This window comes from Spirosoma oryzicola (genome assembly GCF_021233055.1).
In the GTDB taxonomy this organism is placed as follows: domain Bacteria; phylum Bacteroidota; class Bacteroidia; order Cytophagales; family Spirosomataceae; genus Spirosoma; species Spirosoma oryzicola.
Genome location: NZ_CP089538.1, coordinates 1,870,518 through 1,884,780, shown reverse-complemented (window position 1 = coordinate 1,884,780; position 14,263 = coordinate 1,870,518). Strand labels below are relative to the sequence as shown.

The following is a 14,263-nucleotide window of genomic DNA, read 5'->3' as shown; positions in this document are numbered from 1 at the left end:
CGATTTGACTCGTGCTAACCAGATTCCGCGAAGCCATTCTTCCTCACAACGTTTTCAGCAACTCTTGGGCCTCCCGTTTTCCTTCTAAATTCCTGCTAATCAACTCACGAAGCAATTTTTCGGCCTGGCTTTTATCCATCGGTCGTCCGCGCTTCAGCAGCGTCAGACTTTTGTAGAATAAGCCTGGGTTGGCGTACAGATCGGTTCGCTGGCTAAGGCGGTCAAACTGGTCGATGGCTTTGTCGTAATTTCCCTGCCGGAGGGAAACAATACCCGCATATTTTAAGGCTGTGTCGTTGTCGGGATGCTGCGCCAGGATACCCCCAAAGACGGTAGCGGCTTCCCCCAAATTGCCTTTGTTGAACAAATCAACGCCTATTTTCAGGCTGTCCGAGCGCGCATCCATCGTAGTTGGCAGTTGGCTAAACTGGGCAGTGATGTACGCGTCAACCTGTTGGCTGGCTACCGCTGCTGGCTCTGTTGACAGGCTAAAAAAATACCAGCTCAGACCAAGCAGGAAGACAATACAGGCAGCCGCTGCATACAGTATCCACGTACCGGTGATTCGCTGGCCGATACGGGCGTTTTTATTACGTAAAGCATCGAATTCGCGAAGACGTTGCTCACGGGCCTGCGCCTGTGCCACCCGCTTCGACATGACGTAAAAAGCCAACGCGTCCGCCAGAGCAGGGTCCGTTCGAAGGGTTGCTTCGAATTGCGCCCGGTCTTCAGCCGAAAGCTGACCGTTTACGTAATTCTCTATTGTCTCAAGGTCTGTATTCATAAAATATCGCGAAAACGTTCACGGAGTTTGTCTAAGCAACGCAATCGACTGGTTTTAGCAACAGCGGCTGAGTTGTAACCGAGTGCCTGAGCGATTTCATCGTCCGAATATCCTTCGCCCCACGACAGGATCATGGCCCGGCATTTGTCACCCAAGTCCTGCAAATGGCGGTAAAGCCGATCTACATCACTCTGAGCAATGAGGTGCTGGATAGCCGACCGGGCTGCGTCGGGCAGTTGCAGGAGCGAGTCATCAAGTGAAAGCGCATCATGGACACTACTCCGATTAGTCGTCTTTTTTCGGATTGCGTCAACACATTTGTTCGTGAATATTTGATACAGATACGTTTTGAGTTCAGAACGTCCTTCAAATCGGTCACTGGCGACGTGTTCGATAACTGTCAGCACAGCGTCGGAATAGGCACTGGCACATTCGTCTTCGCCTAAACGATGCTTGCGGGTACCATCGGCAATCAGGTAAGCGTATTTTTCGTACAACTTATTTTCGTACAGCCGACGCTGCGTTCCGCCCGCCCGAATACCGGTCATCAAGTCAGCGTCAGGGAGTTGTCGAGAAAAAAGAGGCATAGAGCAGGAAGTAGAACCTGCCGGTAAGGTACTAAAAAATGCAACGAAATGAATGCGTCTACCCGGCTCAACGCGCCTTACATGCGTTGCAGGATAACCGAATTTTGTCTTTTACAAGCGTAATCCCCGGAACAGGTCTACCCGACTCAACGGCTTAACCTGACCGGGCAACATCGCTTCGGCGGTCAGGTCTTCGATGGCCCAGCGAACCAGTCGAAGCGTTGGAAAGCCCACAGCAGCTGTCATTCGGCGCACTTGCCGGTTTTTCCCTTCGTGCAACGCGATAGACAGCCAGGACGTAGGAATAGCCGCCCGGTACCGAATGGGCGGATTTCGGTCCGGCAAGTGCGGATCTGCGAGCGGACGCGCTGTAGCGGGGAGCGTATGGTAAGGTTTACCATCGACCGAAATCGTAACGCCATCTGCTAATTGGCGGCAGGCATCGTCGGTCAAAGTACCCTCGACCTGTACGTAATAGGTTCGGTTGTGCCGAAATTTAGGATTTAACAGACGGTGATTCAGTTGTTTGTCATTCGTCAGGAGCAGCAAGCCTTCACTGTCGGCATCGAGTCGCCCAACCGGATACACGTCGTTCGGAAAATCGTAGTCCAGATCAGCCAGGGTAGGTTTGTCACCTTCCCGGCTAAACTGCGAAAGCATCAGGTATGGTTTGTAGATAAGAAAGTACTCGGAACCGGAATTCATAAATAAACGCTATTTCTGGCGCAAAAAGCAGCAACACGATTCTAATTCGACAAAACGTCCAGCGATAGCCATACCGGGCAGTGATCGGCGTGAACCGCATCCGGGAGCATCCGACAATCAACAAGTTGATCGCGTAGGTTATCTGTAACGGAAGCATAGTCGATGCGCCAGCCTTTGTTGCCACTTCGGGCACCCGCCCGGTAACTCCACCAGCTATACGCCACGTCGTCGGGGTGTTTGTACCGAAACGCGTCGGTCATGCCAGCCGCAAACCAGCGATCCATCCAGGCCCGCTCTTCGGGCAGAAAACCCGTTGTGTTTTTGTTCCGCACCGGATCGTGAATGTCAATGGCCGTGTGCGCAATGTTGTAGTCGCCGACGACAATTAGTTTGGGCCGAGTTTTTCGCAGTTCCTGCACATACTCGTTAAAATCACGAAGGAATTCCATTTTAACGCCTTGCCGTACCTCACCCGTTGTGCCAGACGGAAAATAACAGTTCAGCAGTGTCCAGTCGCCAAAGTCGGTACGGAGGATACGGCCTTCGCAGTCGTACACATCCAGACCGCACCCCATAATGACGTTGGTCGGTGCAATTTTTGAAAAGGTAGCCACGCCCGAATAGCCTTTCTTCTCGGCAGCGTGCCAGTGAGTGGTACTGATAGCCTAGCTGCTCGAATACCGATAAGTCTACAACATCAGCAGTGGCTTTTACTTCCTGAAAACAAAGTATATCAAACTGATTCTGAGAAAGCCACTCGGTCAATCCGTTGCGAATGGCCGCCCGAATACCGTTTATGTTGTACGAAATGAGTTGCATAGTCATTAAACACAAAGCTAACTGTAGAATTTCCCGAAACACAGAGAAAAACTTGTCTTTCTAGGATTCTTCCGTTAGCCCAGTGTTTACTATTCTCATAAATTTCCCGGTACAAGCTCATCCTTCGTCGCCTGAATCCGTTTTTTGTCGTTGAAGAGCAGCACAAATACGACTAGGACAGCAGCGGCAATACCAGCCGGAACCAGCCAGACACCGAGCCAGTCTTTACTACCGTCGGGGCGGGTGTACATGTCCAGTACGATACCCGAAATTTTAGAGCCAATCCCCATGCCGATACCGTAGGTGGCCAGCGAAATCAGCCCTTGCGCCGATGATTTGATTTTTTCACCGGCCTTGTTGTCGGTATAAATCTGCCCCGTAACAAAGAAGAAGTCGTAGCATACACCGTGCAGCAAAATAGCAATGTACAGCATCCATTCGCTGGAGCCGCCATCACCGTAGCCGAAGCCGATAAATCGCACAATCCAGGCAACCAGACCAACAATCAGCATTTTCTTGACACCTAAGCGGGTGTAAGCCAATGGAATCAGTAACATGAAAATAACCTCGGATGCCTGACCGAGCGACATTTTGTTTTCTACGTTCTGCATTCCCCCGTCCGTCAGCGACGGATTGGCCATCGCGTAGTAAAACGACAAAGGAATACAGATCAGCACCGACGACAGGAAGAAGATGGCAAACGAACGATCCTTGAACAGTTTGAAAGCATCCAGACCGAGTATCTGCGAGAACGACGTGGAGGCTGTAGCCTTTGGCGGAGTATCCGGCAGGAAAAAAGCAAAGACACCGAGCACAATCGCCGAATACATGGACAGCTGAAAGATGGTGACCTTGTCGCCGAAACCGTAATACCCAATGATGTTCGTTACAATAATCCAGGCAATTGTTCCCAGGACCCGAATGCCCGGAAATTCCTTTTCGGGCGTAGTCATCTGCTGCATCGCGATGGACGTTGTCAGGGCCAAAGTAGGCGCAAACGTAATGCAGTACGCCAGAATCAGGTAAAAGAAATTGTCAGGATTGGTGTTTTGCGTGATAAAAAACAAGACCCCCGCCCCCAGCAGGTTGAGCACGCCAAGAACTTTCTGAGCCGCAAAATACCGGTCGGCAATCATCCCGACGAAGAACGGCGCGATGATCATAGCCAGCGAAAAAGCCGCATAAGCGTTGCCCACCTGATCGCCGGTGGCATGGAGTTGCGTTAACAGGTATTTACTCATCTGACCGTACCAGGCTCCCCAAACAAAAAACTGGAGAAACATCATTACGGAAAGTTTGATACGGGTTATAGGTAACATTCGAGGAATTGTATTGCGGTTAGCGTTTGAATGAATGAAGGTAGCCAACCGTCATCAGCCCTGCAAGCCGATTACCCGTTAAAGTTGCCGATCATGCAATATGATGGCTATTTTTGATGAACTATGCGGAAACTCGTGCCGTATTCTGGCGTCAGATAAGTATATTTGACAACGTTTCTGACTAAATTTTTCATGAGAAAACAACTGATTAACATCATTGCCCTGGTGGCGATTCCGGCCTTAACTTTTGCCCAAACCGCCGGTGAAGTAATTGACAAGAATATTGCCGCCTTGGGGGGAACAGATAAAGTTGCTGCCATCAAAACGGCCCAGTACGATCAGAACATGAGCCTGATGGGCATGGAAATGAAAGGCAAAACTACCGTTGTTATCGGTCAGTCCGCCCGTACCGATATTACCGCGATGGGTCAGCAGATCACGACCGTCGTTGATGGCGACAAAGGCTGGACGATCAATCCAATGGCAGGTGGCGCGGGCGCGCAGGCGTTACCCGAAGAGCAGGTGAAAATGCAAAAAGGCAACGCGTATGTGATTGGCACCGAACTGGCGACAACCAAGGACAAGAAATATCCGGTTGAACTGGTGGGTAAAGAAAAGCTGAACGACAAAGATGTGTTTAACCTGAAAGTAACCCGGCCCGAAGGCGTGGTCAACTACTACGTCGATGCCAATACGTTTCAACTGGCGGGCGCAAAAACAACCATCAACGTACAGGGACAGTCGGGTGAAGTGAAAACCCAGTATAGCAATTACAAAACGATTGATGGCCTCACGCTTCCTTCGACGGTAGAACTTAATAGCCCAGCGATGCCAGGATCGATTACACTTACGCTATCGAACGTGGTTTTCAACCCTAAAGTAGATTCGTCTATTTTCGCGATGCCTAAATAAGCAATCCGTTTACAGCAACAAAAAAAGGCGCAGCTAGCTGCGCCTTTTTTTGTTTCCCAATATTTAATTGCAAATAGTGATTTATTCAATAGTAAATACCGATATTTAACGCTTATACAACCTATTATCAATGAATCACTACTTTTCATTTAAAATTGCATGTTATGCCGTGCTGCTAAGCCTCGGTGTATTAATCGCACAGGCGCAGTCAAGCGAAAGCCAGAGTCTCACTGGTTTCGTTCCGGCTCGGCAGGCCGCACAAGTAAAGCTCGAATCCGAGTTTAAGACAAAACAATCATCAGCCGCTTTTAAACAGCATCTTCAGAAACTAAGCAGTGTACCGCATATTACGGGCTCAAAAGAAAACGAGCAGGTACGCGACTACATTGCCGAAACCATGCGCAAAGCAGGTTGGCAGGTTGACATCTATCCGCATGATGTACTGCTCCCTAAAGGTCCCGGTGAAATTGCCGTCGAATTGGTCGAGCCTGTTCGCCAGCCGCTCAATATCCGGGAGTTTCTGTTCAAAGAAGACAAATACAGCAGTGATCCCCGCCTGACGCCCGGCTATAATGCCTGGTCGGGTTCGGGCGACGTGACCGCCGAAGTTGTTTATGCCAATTACGGGCGTAAGGAAGATTTTGAGCAGTTGAAAGCCATGGGTATCTCGGTCAAGGATAAGATCGTGCTGGCCCGCTATGGCGGCAACTTCCGGGGCTATAAAGCGCAGTGGGCGCAGGCAGCCGGTGCCCTTGGCGTTATCATTTTTACCGACCCCGCCGATTCGGGCTACATGCGTGGCCTGACGTTTCCCGAGGGTCCGTATTACAGCGAAAGCGTTATTCAGCGCGGTTCGTTGCTGACAACACCTTATACGGGCGATCCGCTCACACCGGGCGAAGCAGCGCTACCGATGGACGCCAAAAACACGCCCAAGCGACTCGATCAGAATGCCGTAGGGTTGCACAAAATTCCGGTTACTCCGCTCCCTTACGGATCGGCTACGGACATTTTAAAACGCATGACTGGCTCCAGAGCTGTTCCGGCTGGTTGGCAGGGTGGCTTGCCATATACCTACCGACTTGAAGGCGGAAAAGGCCTGAAAGTTCGGTTGATGGTCAAACAGGAGAAAACTATTCAGCGCATTTATCAGGTGGTCGGCACGCTGACCGGTGCTGACTTTCCCGACGAATGGATTATTGCCGGTTGCCATTACGATGCCTGGTCGTACGGTGCCACCGACCCTAATTCGGGAACGGCTATGCTGCTGAGCATGACCGAAACGCTGGGAAAATTGGCCAAAGCGGGTCAACGGCCTCGACGCACCATTAAAGTCTGCCATTGGGATGCTGAAGAACCGGGGGTTATTGGCTCCGCGGAATGGAGTGAGCAGTTTCGCGACGAGCTAACGCAAAAAGCCGTTGCCTACATGAATTACGATGCCGCCGTTTCGGGACGGACGTTCGGAGCCAGCGCTTCGCCATCCATGAAAAAGCTGATCATCGAAGCAACGCAATCGGTACAGTATCCGGATTCGAACCAGACGGTCTATCAGCACTGGATGGGCCATAAAGCAGCGGGGAATCCCACGCGCGTAACGGGTTCGTCAGCCCCCGCTACCCTGGCCGGCGAACCGACCATCGGTAACCTCGGCGGTGGTTCCGATCATATTGCGCCTTATATGCACATCGGCATTCCGTCGCTTAGTGCCGGTATGGAAGGGCCAACGCTGTATCACTCGCAGTACGACGATCTGTTTTTCTACGATAAGTTTGCCGATCCGACGTACAAAATGGGGCCGATGATGGAGCAGGTTGTTGGCACGATGACCATGCGACTTGCCAACGCTGACCTCGTACCTTACGACGTTGCCCGCTACCCAACGGATCTGGCTATTCATCTGAAAGCTGCCGAAAAAGCCATTCAGGCTTACGCACCCAGCTATTCCATTGCCCCCGTCCTGAACGTAGTCGCCGATTTAAAAAAGAACGCTGACGCCTGCGAAGCGGCCCGCCAGAATTACCTCAAATCAGGCCGTACAGATAAGTTGGTCGAACTGAATCGAGAATTACGACTGCTGGAACGTTCGTTTATTGATCCCAAAGGAAATGCGTTCGGAGCCTGGTACCGGTCGCTTTATGCGTCGTCGGACCCGAACAGCGGCTATGCGTCGTGGATGCTGCCGGGCTTCCTGTACGAAGCATCGCTGAAATCAACCGCCAACCTACCCGATCTGGAAAGTCGTTACAAAAAAGCCATCCAAACCCTTAGTGATAAGCTACTGGCTTTATCGCAAGGGATGGGGAACCCGGCAGCCGTCGGCGGAGGCAAATAAAAGTCGGAAGGCCATTGTCCACCTCTTGCAACTAGCGCCCTGGACAATGGCCTTATTTATTCTTCGGTTGCAATTGCATGGAGAAGTGCTCACTAATACCCGTTTACATAGGTATGGACCTATTAAATTTGCGACATATTAGCACAAAAACACTATGCTGACGGTCCACACGTTATTGGTTGCCATCAGATAAGGTACCCCCACTGAATGAAGCTAGATTACATTGATGCCCTGCGGGGTATGGCGATTTTAAGTGTTATCTGGTTTCATTGCCACTTAGAACACTTCAGCAACACAACGTTTTATTCGTTGATGGATACGCTGGGATCGCCAGCAGCTATAGGCGTTCAGCTCTTTTACGCACTTAGTGCCTTCACGCTTTTTCTTTCTCAGGACAGACGGAAGGGAGCCGATATTCAGAAAACAGACTTTTTTTACCGGCGTTTATTTCGAATTGCGCCCATGTATTACGTTGCCATCCCCTATTACCTGTGGCAGATGGCCTACTTTTACAGCCAGCCGCTATCGTCGGTTATTCGTTACAATGCCTACGGGATTATGGCGAATATGCTGCTCCTGCATGGGTTGAGCCCGGTCTGGATCAATAGCATTATTCCGGGTGGCTGGTCGGTTGGGATCGAAGTATTGTTTTACGCGATGGTTCCGTTTTTATTTACCCGAATCACAAATCTGAATCGGGCCATTTTGTTTACAGCACTAACTTTGTTGGGCGGTTTTGTCCTCACGTCTGTTTTGTTGCACGTACCGGCTATTCAAAACAGTCAGCTCCTGGTCGAGTATTTATTTTATTATTTACCCTATCAGCTACCCGTTTTCGGCTGTGGTATTGTCGCTTATTACGTAGTCATCAGGAAGGAACGGTGCGTTCGTCCGTGGGTAACTGGTTTCGCGGTGAGCGTAGTCGCGTTTCTTATTCTTAGCAAAACCGTCGGTCAAACTGTTCTGCCTAATCTTCCGCATACGCTTCATCTGTTCGGCAGTATTGGTTTTGCCGTACTGATCATTGTTCTGGCAAAGTGGCCAAGCCAATTGTTGGTCAATCGGGTTACGCGTTACATCGGCAAAGTAAGTTACAGCGCATATCTGACCCATTTTGGTATCTTATACTGGCTAAATAAAGTTCTTCCCAAAGCATTGATTCCGGTAACCAGCACCCTGACGAACGTGATCAACTTTCATCTCAAATTTGTGCTGATCCTCGTGCCAACCGTTTTGTTTTCATCCATTACGTATCGTTTGATCGAAGAACCGGCTCAGCAAGTTGGCAAGCGGTTTTTGCGCCGGCGTAAGGACCGTGCACTCCCCGCAGCAGTGGAAATTAATCAGTAAAAACAAATGCCACACTCGAGAGGGTGTGGCATTTGTTTTTACTAAGCCGCTTTAATTGGTGGTTTAGCATGTTCAGGCTTCAGCACGACTACATCTCGCACAATGCCACCCGCATTTATTTTTTCGACCATCTTATCGAGCAAGGGTGTTGCCCAATCGGGTATGTATTTATCGGTAGTTTGAATCAGCACCTTTGGGAAGTCGTACAAACCACGGCCTAGACCGAACTGCACGGCGGCCCGCTTCATGGCATCACTGATCCCTCCTTTTACGGGTTCGACGCTCGTCCGGCTGGCACCATCCGTTTTGCGGACGATTTCGCCACCGGGCATAACGGCGGTGATGGTACACAGAAATCCCCCGTCGATCTCCTTTATTTCGTTTTGCCAGCCCGCCCAGCCAAACTGCTCATCAAAGCGCTGCATGACGCACCGGTTGGTAATGTAGGGAACGACGACAATCTTCTGGCCATCCTTGGTTTGGCTTTGCACCCGCCATTCAACCTCCTGGGGGGTAAGCGGGGCTGTTATTACGTTTAAATCCATTGGTAATTGTTGTTAAAATTTATTCGACCAGTTTCAGCAATTCGTTCAGCTTCAACAGCGCTTCGATAGGCGTCAACCGGTTTACGTCAATCGTACGTAACTTTTCTTTGATGGCTTCCGATTTCGGGTCGCCCGATTCAATAATTCGCAACGCCAGTTCCGGCGTCGCATCTCTCGGAGCAGCCTCGCGAATCTTCTCCCGATTCTCTTCCCGGCCATGCGACGCTTCGAGCTGCTTCAGGATTTCGGTCGCACGACTCACGATCTGAGCGGGCATTCCGGCCATTTGCGCCACGTGGATACCAAAACTGTGTTCCGAACCCCCTTCCTTGAGTTTGCGCAGAAAAATCACTTTGTTGCCCATCTCCTTGACCGACACGTTGTAATTTTTGATGCGCGGGTTATCCGTCGCCAGATCGTTTAGCTCGTGATAGTGCGTAGCGAACAAGGTTTTCGGACGGCAATCCGTTTTGTTGTGCAGGTATTCGGCAATCGACCAGGCGATCGAAACACCATCGTAAGTACTCGTTCCCCGACCAATTTCATCCATCAGCACCAGACTCCGCTCACTCAGGTTGTTCAGGATGCTAGCCGTCTCGGTCATCTCCACCATAAACGTACTTTCGCCCCGCGAGAGGTTATCGGAAGCCCCGACGCGCGTGAAAATCTTGTCAACGATCCCGATCTCGGCCAGCGACGCAGGCACAAAGCTTCCCGACTGCGCCATAAGGACAATCAGTGCTGTTTGCCGAAGTAAAGCCGATTTACCAGCCATGTTCGGCCCGGTAATGATGATGATCTGCTGCGTTTCGTCATCCAGAAAAATATCGTTCGGAATGTAGTGTTCGCCGGGCGGCAGTTGCTGTTCAATAACCGGATGACGACCGTCTTTAATGTCCAGCACTTTCGTGTCCAGAATCTGGGGCCGTACGTATTTGTTTTTCACCGCAACCCGCGCAAACGACGCCAGCACGTCCAGCACGGACAAAACGCGCGCATCCTGCTGAATCGCTCCCACATATTCACCAGCCGCCAGAATCATCTCGTTGAACATCCGGGATTCGATCTGGAATATCTGCTCTTCAGCGTTCAGAATCTTGTCTTCGTACTCCTTTAGTTCAGGTGTAATGTACCGCTCGGCATTGACCAGCGTTTGCTTGCGAATCCAGTCCTCCGGAACGCGGCTCTTGTGGGCGTGCGTCACTTCCAGATAGTAGCCGAATACTTTGTTGTAAGCCACTTTCAGCGAACTGATGCCCGTTCGTTGTACTTCGCGTTCCTGAAGCTGCAACAGGTAATCCTTGCCCGAATACGCAATCGCCGTTAGCTCATCAAGCTCTGCGTTGATACCGGGTTTGATCATCCCGCCCTGGTTCGAAAGCGTTGGCGCATCTTCCCGCAATTCTGCTTCAATTCGGTCGAGCAGAAAAGAAACCGGGTTGAGCTGATCCGCGTATTTTTTCAGCGATGACGACTCCGTCTGATTCAACGCCGTTATCAGCAGTTCTTTGATGGGCAACACGTGCTGCAACGACCGTTTAAGCTGCAACAACTCGCGCGGATTGATCCGCCGAACTGCCACTTTCGAGACGAGCCGCTCAAGGTCACCAATCTGACGCAGGTGTCCGACCAACGTTTCTGACAGATCAATATCGTTGGTAAGCAATTCAACCATGCTCAGCCGCTCTTCGATGAGGGCTTTTTCTTTAAGCGGCAAACTGAGCCATTTACGAAGCAACCGCGCGCCCATCGGCGTAACGGTCTGGTCCAGGATCTGAATCAGCGGAACGCCCCCCTCCTGCTGAGCCACCGTTAATTCGAGGTTACGAATCGTGAACCGGTCGAGCCACACGTAGCGGTCCTCTTCCAGCCGCGTGACGCGCGTGATATGCTGAAGATCTTTATGTTCTGTTTCGTTCAGATAATGCAGGATCACCCCGGCAGCAATGATACCATCGGGCAACCCTTCAATACCGAAGCCTTTGAGCGAACTGGTCTGAAAATGCTGCTTTAAGAAATTGTAACCAAAATCGTAGGTGAAGGCCCAGTCTTCCAGCGTGTAGGTGTGAAACTTATCGCCGAATAAAGCACCAAACTCCTGGCGGTTGCGCTTACAATACAACACTTCCGACGGATTGAAACTCTGGAGCAACTTGTCCACGTAAGCCGCATTACCCTGTGAAGCCAGAAACTCACCGGTTGAAATATCCAGAAACGACACGCCAAACTGCTCCTCCGAACTACCGGCCGCGCTCTTACCGAAATGCACAGCTGCGAGGTAGTTGTTGCGCCGGGTGTCCAGCACGTTATCATTGAACGAAACCCCCGGTGTCACCAGCTCCGTAACACCCCGACGAACGATACCCTTTGCAACCGATGGGTCTTCCAGCTGATCACAGATCGCTACGCGTTCGCCCGCCCGGACAAGCTTAGGTAAGTGGGTGTCAAGAGAGTGATGCGGAAAACCGGCCAGTTCTTCATTCGATCCGCCGTTGTTGCGCTTGGTGAGTGTGATGCCTAAAATCTTACTGGCTCTGACGGCATCTTCACCGAACGTTTCGTAAAAATCACCGACACGAAAGAGAAGCAATGCACCGGGATATTTGGCTTTAATCTGGTTGTATTGGCGGTTGAGGGGAGTTTCGTTCTTTTTTGATTGAGGTTTTGCTGCGGTGGCTGTCTTCACTATGCATTACAGTTATTTCAAACAAATATACCAAAATTTGCACGAATAATAAAGACGCTATGACCCCTCGCAAACTATCACTGGACGAACTGAATCGCCTGTCTGTTGACGATTTCAAAAAAGCCGACAAGTTTCCTTATTGCCTGATTTTAGACGATATCCGCAGCCTCAACAACGTTGGGTCGGTGTTCCGAACGGCTGATGCCTTCCGGGCTGCCAGCGTCTATCTTTGTGGTATTACAGGCCAGCCACCCCACCGCGACATCACGAAAACGGCACTGGGCGCGACCGAATCGGTTACCTGGACATACGTTGCGGATGTGGATGCCCTCGTTAGTCAATTACGATCTGACGGTTGGGTGGTAGCCGCGATCGAACAAGCCGAAGGCAGTACTTCACTCTCAGATTTCAACCCTGATCCAAACAAACGATACGCTTTTGTGTTCGGTAACGAAGTAACCGGCGTTCGGCAGACCGTTGTCGAACAGGCCGATGTGGTACTCGAAATTCCCCAGTTTGGTACGAAGCACTCCCTGAACATTGCCGTCACAGCGGGCATTGTTTGCTGGGAATTTCTTCAAAAAAGGTAACGAAAACTTAACATTGGATTTTTGATTGTCCCGATTTCTTCGTATTTATTTGTAAATTTTTTTCATCTAGACAAATGACAGACAAGAACGCAAAAAACAAACGTAAGTCGCTAGCCGCAGACATCGTCAGTTCCATTGAAGCTAAGCTTACCGAAACGGGTACAGCAACCAAAAAAATGAAGAAGTCGATTGAAAAATCGGCCGACAAACTGGCGAAGAAACTTGCGAAGTTGCTCAATAAAGACGAAAAAAAGAAATCGACGCCTGCCAAAAAAGCCGAAAAGAAAGCAAAAAAGGAGGCCATAAAAGCAAAGAAGAACGCGGACAAGGCCGAGAAAAACGCGAAACGCACGGCAGCTAGTAAATTAGTCGATCCGTCGGCGGATAGCCTCATCCCTTCCGTTCCGCAGGCGACTCGTTCGATTCGCAAGCAGGCTCCCGCTCCTAAGGCGACAGCCCCAACTCGCCGAACCGCTCCCAAGCCTACCAGCACGCCAACTTCCGTCGAGACTACCGAGGAAAACGTGTAGACGAATAAATTTTGAAACCATTTTTACCGATTGCCCGCTTTAAACGGGCAATTTTGTTTTCACCCACTGCTTTTCTAGTAAGCTGCTTGTGACATTTACCTAGTAACTGCGTCTTAGTAGTCATCTTGTACTAATTCGTTACTAACCCACCTCAAACGGAGTATGATACGTAGGTCTACAGCCCCTCCGCTCTTTGCTTTTGCCCTTGTGCTGTCTGTCGTTACGGCGGCCTTGATCTATGCAAATCGCTTCGTTTTTCCGGAAACAGCATTAGCGCCAGGTCCCTCCTTACGCTGGCTAGCCCTGTTTCCCCTCGCTCTAACAGCGCAGCTTCTGTTAGGTTTTTCATTATGGTGGTTACTTCGTCGGCGGCAGCGATCAATGGTACAGACCGAAGTACTGCATTCTATTGTACACGAATTTCAAACGCCTATCACAGCCATTCAGATGGCAGCCGATATTCTGGATTCTCCCATCGCCCGTAATCACCCCGAGCGTACGGACAAATACGTAAGGATTATCCGCGAAGAAACGGAGCGGCTCCAGCAGCAGGTCGAAACGATGCTGACACTGGCGCGGGCTGATCGTAACACATTGACACTTAATCTGGAACCAATTCAGATCCATTATCTGCTCCACTCGGTTGCGGAGCGGCATGGTGATTATTTAAACCTGAATTTACAGGGAAAAGATACGTACGTACTGGCAGACCGTCTGCACCTAACCAATGTCCTGTATAACCTGATCGACAATGCCGTTAAGTACAGCGCTGACAAACCAGAGATTACGCTGGTTACCAAAGCCAATGCCGACGGCATGACCATTTCGGTTCGTGACCGGGGCGTAGGTATTTCCCCCAAACAAGTATCCCATATTTTTCAACCTTTCTTCCGGGTTGACGACTGCAACCAAACCAGCGTTAAAGGTTTCGGCCTTGGACTGAGTTACGTACAGCGTATCGTTCAGGCGCACAACTGGACAATATGGGTAAAAAGCGAACTCGGTCAGGGCAGCGAGTTCAGCATTCAGATTCCCACCTCATCCTTACTACCTGTTCTACCAAACAGCATTCGGGTAAAAGAAGTAAGCTAGTTTGTATCA

At 50.4% G+C, this 14,263-nt stretch carries 12 protein-coding genes and 1 pseudogene; 6 read left to right on the top strand and 7 right to left on the bottom strand.

What is annotated here, in order from left to right; all coding sequences use genetic code 11:
• Window positions 1-43: 43 nt before the first annotated feature.
• The 5 genes and pseudogenes from LQ777_RS07655 to LQ777_RS07635 all read right to left on the bottom strand — a co-directional run bounded on the left by LQ777_RS07655 (window position 44) and on the right by LQ777_RS07635 (window position 4,214).
• Entirely contained in the window at window positions 44-784 is a 741-nt protein-coding gene (locus tag LQ777_RS07655; protein ID WP_232561929.1) for a tetratricopeptide repeat protein, read from the bottom strand.
• Complete coding sequence (locus LQ777_RS07650) at window positions 781-1,371, bottom strand: RNA polymerase sigma factor (RefSeq protein WP_232561928.1); 591 nt, start codon at window positions 1,369-1,371, stop codon at window positions 781-783. The genes LQ777_RS07655 and LQ777_RS07650 overlap by 4 nt, the downstream gene beginning before the upstream one ends.
• Window positions 1,372-1,482: 111 nt before the next feature.
• The gene (locus LQ777_RS07645) at window positions 1,483-2,076 is read right to left on the bottom strand and encodes a pseudouridine synthase (protein WP_232561927.1); all 594 of its coding nucleotides are present in this window, start codon (window positions 2,074-2,076) and stop codon (window positions 1,483-1,485) included.
• Between the two features lie 41 nt (window positions 2,077-2,117).
• Window positions 2,118-2,895 (bottom strand): annotated as a pseudogene (locus LQ777_RS07640) (exodeoxyribonuclease III).
• Window positions 2,896-2,990: 95 nt separating this feature from the next.
• A complete protein-coding gene (locus LQ777_RS07635) occupies window positions 2,991-4,214 on the bottom strand; it encodes a nucleoside permease (protein ID WP_232561926.1) in 1,224 nt (407 codons plus the stop codon).
• 192 nt (window positions 4,215-4,406) lie between these two features.
• Between LQ777_RS07635 and LQ777_RS07630 the strand changes: the two genes are divergently transcribed.
• From LQ777_RS07630 to LQ777_RS07620, 3 genes are all read left to right on the top strand, one after another.
• Entirely contained in the window at window positions 4,407-5,126 is a 720-nt protein-coding gene (locus tag LQ777_RS07630) for a DUF4292 domain-containing protein (RefSeq protein ID WP_232561925.1), read from the top strand.
• A gap of 130 nt (window positions 5,127-5,256) precedes the next feature.
• The gene (locus tag LQ777_RS07625) at window positions 5,257-7,461 is read left to right on the top strand and encodes a M28 family peptidase (protein WP_232561924.1); all 2,205 of its coding nucleotides are present in this window, start codon (window positions 5,257-5,259) and stop codon (window positions 7,459-7,461) included.
• A gap of 207 nt (window positions 7,462-7,668) precedes the next feature.
• A complete protein-coding gene (locus tag LQ777_RS07620) occupies window positions 7,669-8,811 on the top strand; it encodes an acyltransferase family protein (RefSeq protein WP_232561923.1) in 1,143 nt (380 codons plus the stop codon).
• Window positions 8,812-8,852: 41 nt separating this feature from the next.
• Here LQ777_RS07620 and LQ777_RS07615 read toward each other — a convergent pair whose 3' ends face one another.
• Together LQ777_RS07615 and mutS are read right to left on the bottom strand one after the other, a co-directional pair.
• Window positions 8,853-9,356 carry a Rad52/Rad22 family DNA repair protein gene (locus LQ777_RS07615; protein ID WP_232561922.1) on the bottom strand — a complete coding sequence of 168 codons (504 nt, stop codon included), beginning with the start codon at window positions 9,354-9,356 and terminating at the stop codon, window positions 8,853-8,855.
• Window positions 9,357-9,375: 19 nt separating this feature from the next.
• Window positions 9,376-12,042, bottom strand: a complete 2,667-nt coding sequence (gene mutS, locus LQ777_RS07610; RefSeq protein ID WP_232561921.1) for a DNA mismatch repair protein MutS — start codon at window positions 12,040-12,042, stop codon at window positions 9,376-9,378.
• 59 nt (window positions 12,043-12,101) lie between these two features.
• Between mutS and LQ777_RS07605 the strand changes: the two genes are divergently transcribed.
• The 3 genes from LQ777_RS07605 to LQ777_RS07595 all read left to right on the top strand — a co-directional run bounded on the left by LQ777_RS07605 (window position 12,102) and on the right by LQ777_RS07595 (window position 14,254).
• The gene (locus LQ777_RS07605) at window positions 12,102-12,632 is read left to right on the top strand and encodes an RNA methyltransferase (RefSeq protein ID WP_232561920.1); all 531 of its coding nucleotides are present in this window, start codon (window positions 12,102-12,104) and stop codon (window positions 12,630-12,632) included.
• 74 nt (window positions 12,633-12,706) lie between these two features.
• Window positions 12,707-13,162: a hypothetical protein gene (locus tag LQ777_RS07600; protein WP_232561919.1), complete on the top strand. Its 456-nt coding sequence runs from the start codon at window positions 12,707-12,709 to the stop codon at window positions 13,160-13,162.
• A gap of 162 nt (window positions 13,163-13,324) precedes the next feature.
• Window positions 13,325-14,254, top strand: coding sequence for a sensor histidine kinase (locus LQ777_RS07595; protein ID WP_232561918.1), 930 nt, complete (start codon window positions 13,325-13,327; stop codon window positions 14,252-14,254).
• The last annotated feature ends 9 nt before the right edge of the window (window positions 14,255-14,263 follow it).

Excerpts from the sequence above, each read along its gene's own strand:
- LQ777_RS07655 (WP_232561929.1), bottom strand. The coding sequence starts at position 784 with ATGAATACAGACCTTGAGACAATAGAGAATTACGTAAACGGTCAGCTT.
- LQ777_RS07650 (WP_232561928.1), bottom strand. The coding sequence starts at position 1,371 with ATGCCTCTTTTTTCTCGACAACTCCCTGACGCTGACTTGATGACCGGT.
- LQ777_RS07645 (WP_232561927.1), bottom strand. The coding sequence starts at position 2,076 with ATGAATTCCGGTTCCGAGTACTTTCTTATCTACAAACCATACCTGATG.
- LQ777_RS07635 (WP_232561926.1), bottom strand. The coding sequence starts at position 4,214 with ATGTTACCTATAACCCGTATCAAACTTTCCGTAATGATGTTTCTCCAG.
- LQ777_RS07630 (WP_232561925.1), top strand. The coding sequence starts at position 4,407 with ATGAGAAAACAACTGATTAACATCATTGCCCTGGTGGCGATTCCGGCC.
- LQ777_RS07625 (WP_232561924.1), top strand. The coding sequence starts at position 5,257 with ATGAATCACTACTTTTCATTTAAAATTGCATGTTATGCCGTGCTGCTA.
- LQ777_RS07620 (WP_232561923.1), top strand. The coding sequence starts at position 7,669 with ATGAAGCTAGATTACATTGATGCCCTGCGGGGTATGGCGATTTTAAGT.
- LQ777_RS07615 (WP_232561922.1), bottom strand. The coding sequence starts at position 9,356 with ATGGATTTAAACGTAATAACAGCCCCGCTTACCCCCCAGGAGGTTGAA.
- LQ777_RS07605 (WP_232561920.1), top strand. The coding sequence starts at position 12,102 with ATGACCCCTCGCAAACTATCACTGGACGAACTGAATCGCCTGTCTGTT.
- LQ777_RS07600 (WP_232561919.1), top strand. The coding sequence starts at position 12,707 with ATGACAGACAAGAACGCAAAAAACAAACGTAAGTCGCTAGCCGCAGAC.
- LQ777_RS07595 (WP_232561918.1), top strand. The coding sequence starts at position 13,325 with ATGATACGTAGGTCTACAGCCCCTCCGCTCTTTGCTTTTGCCCTTGTG.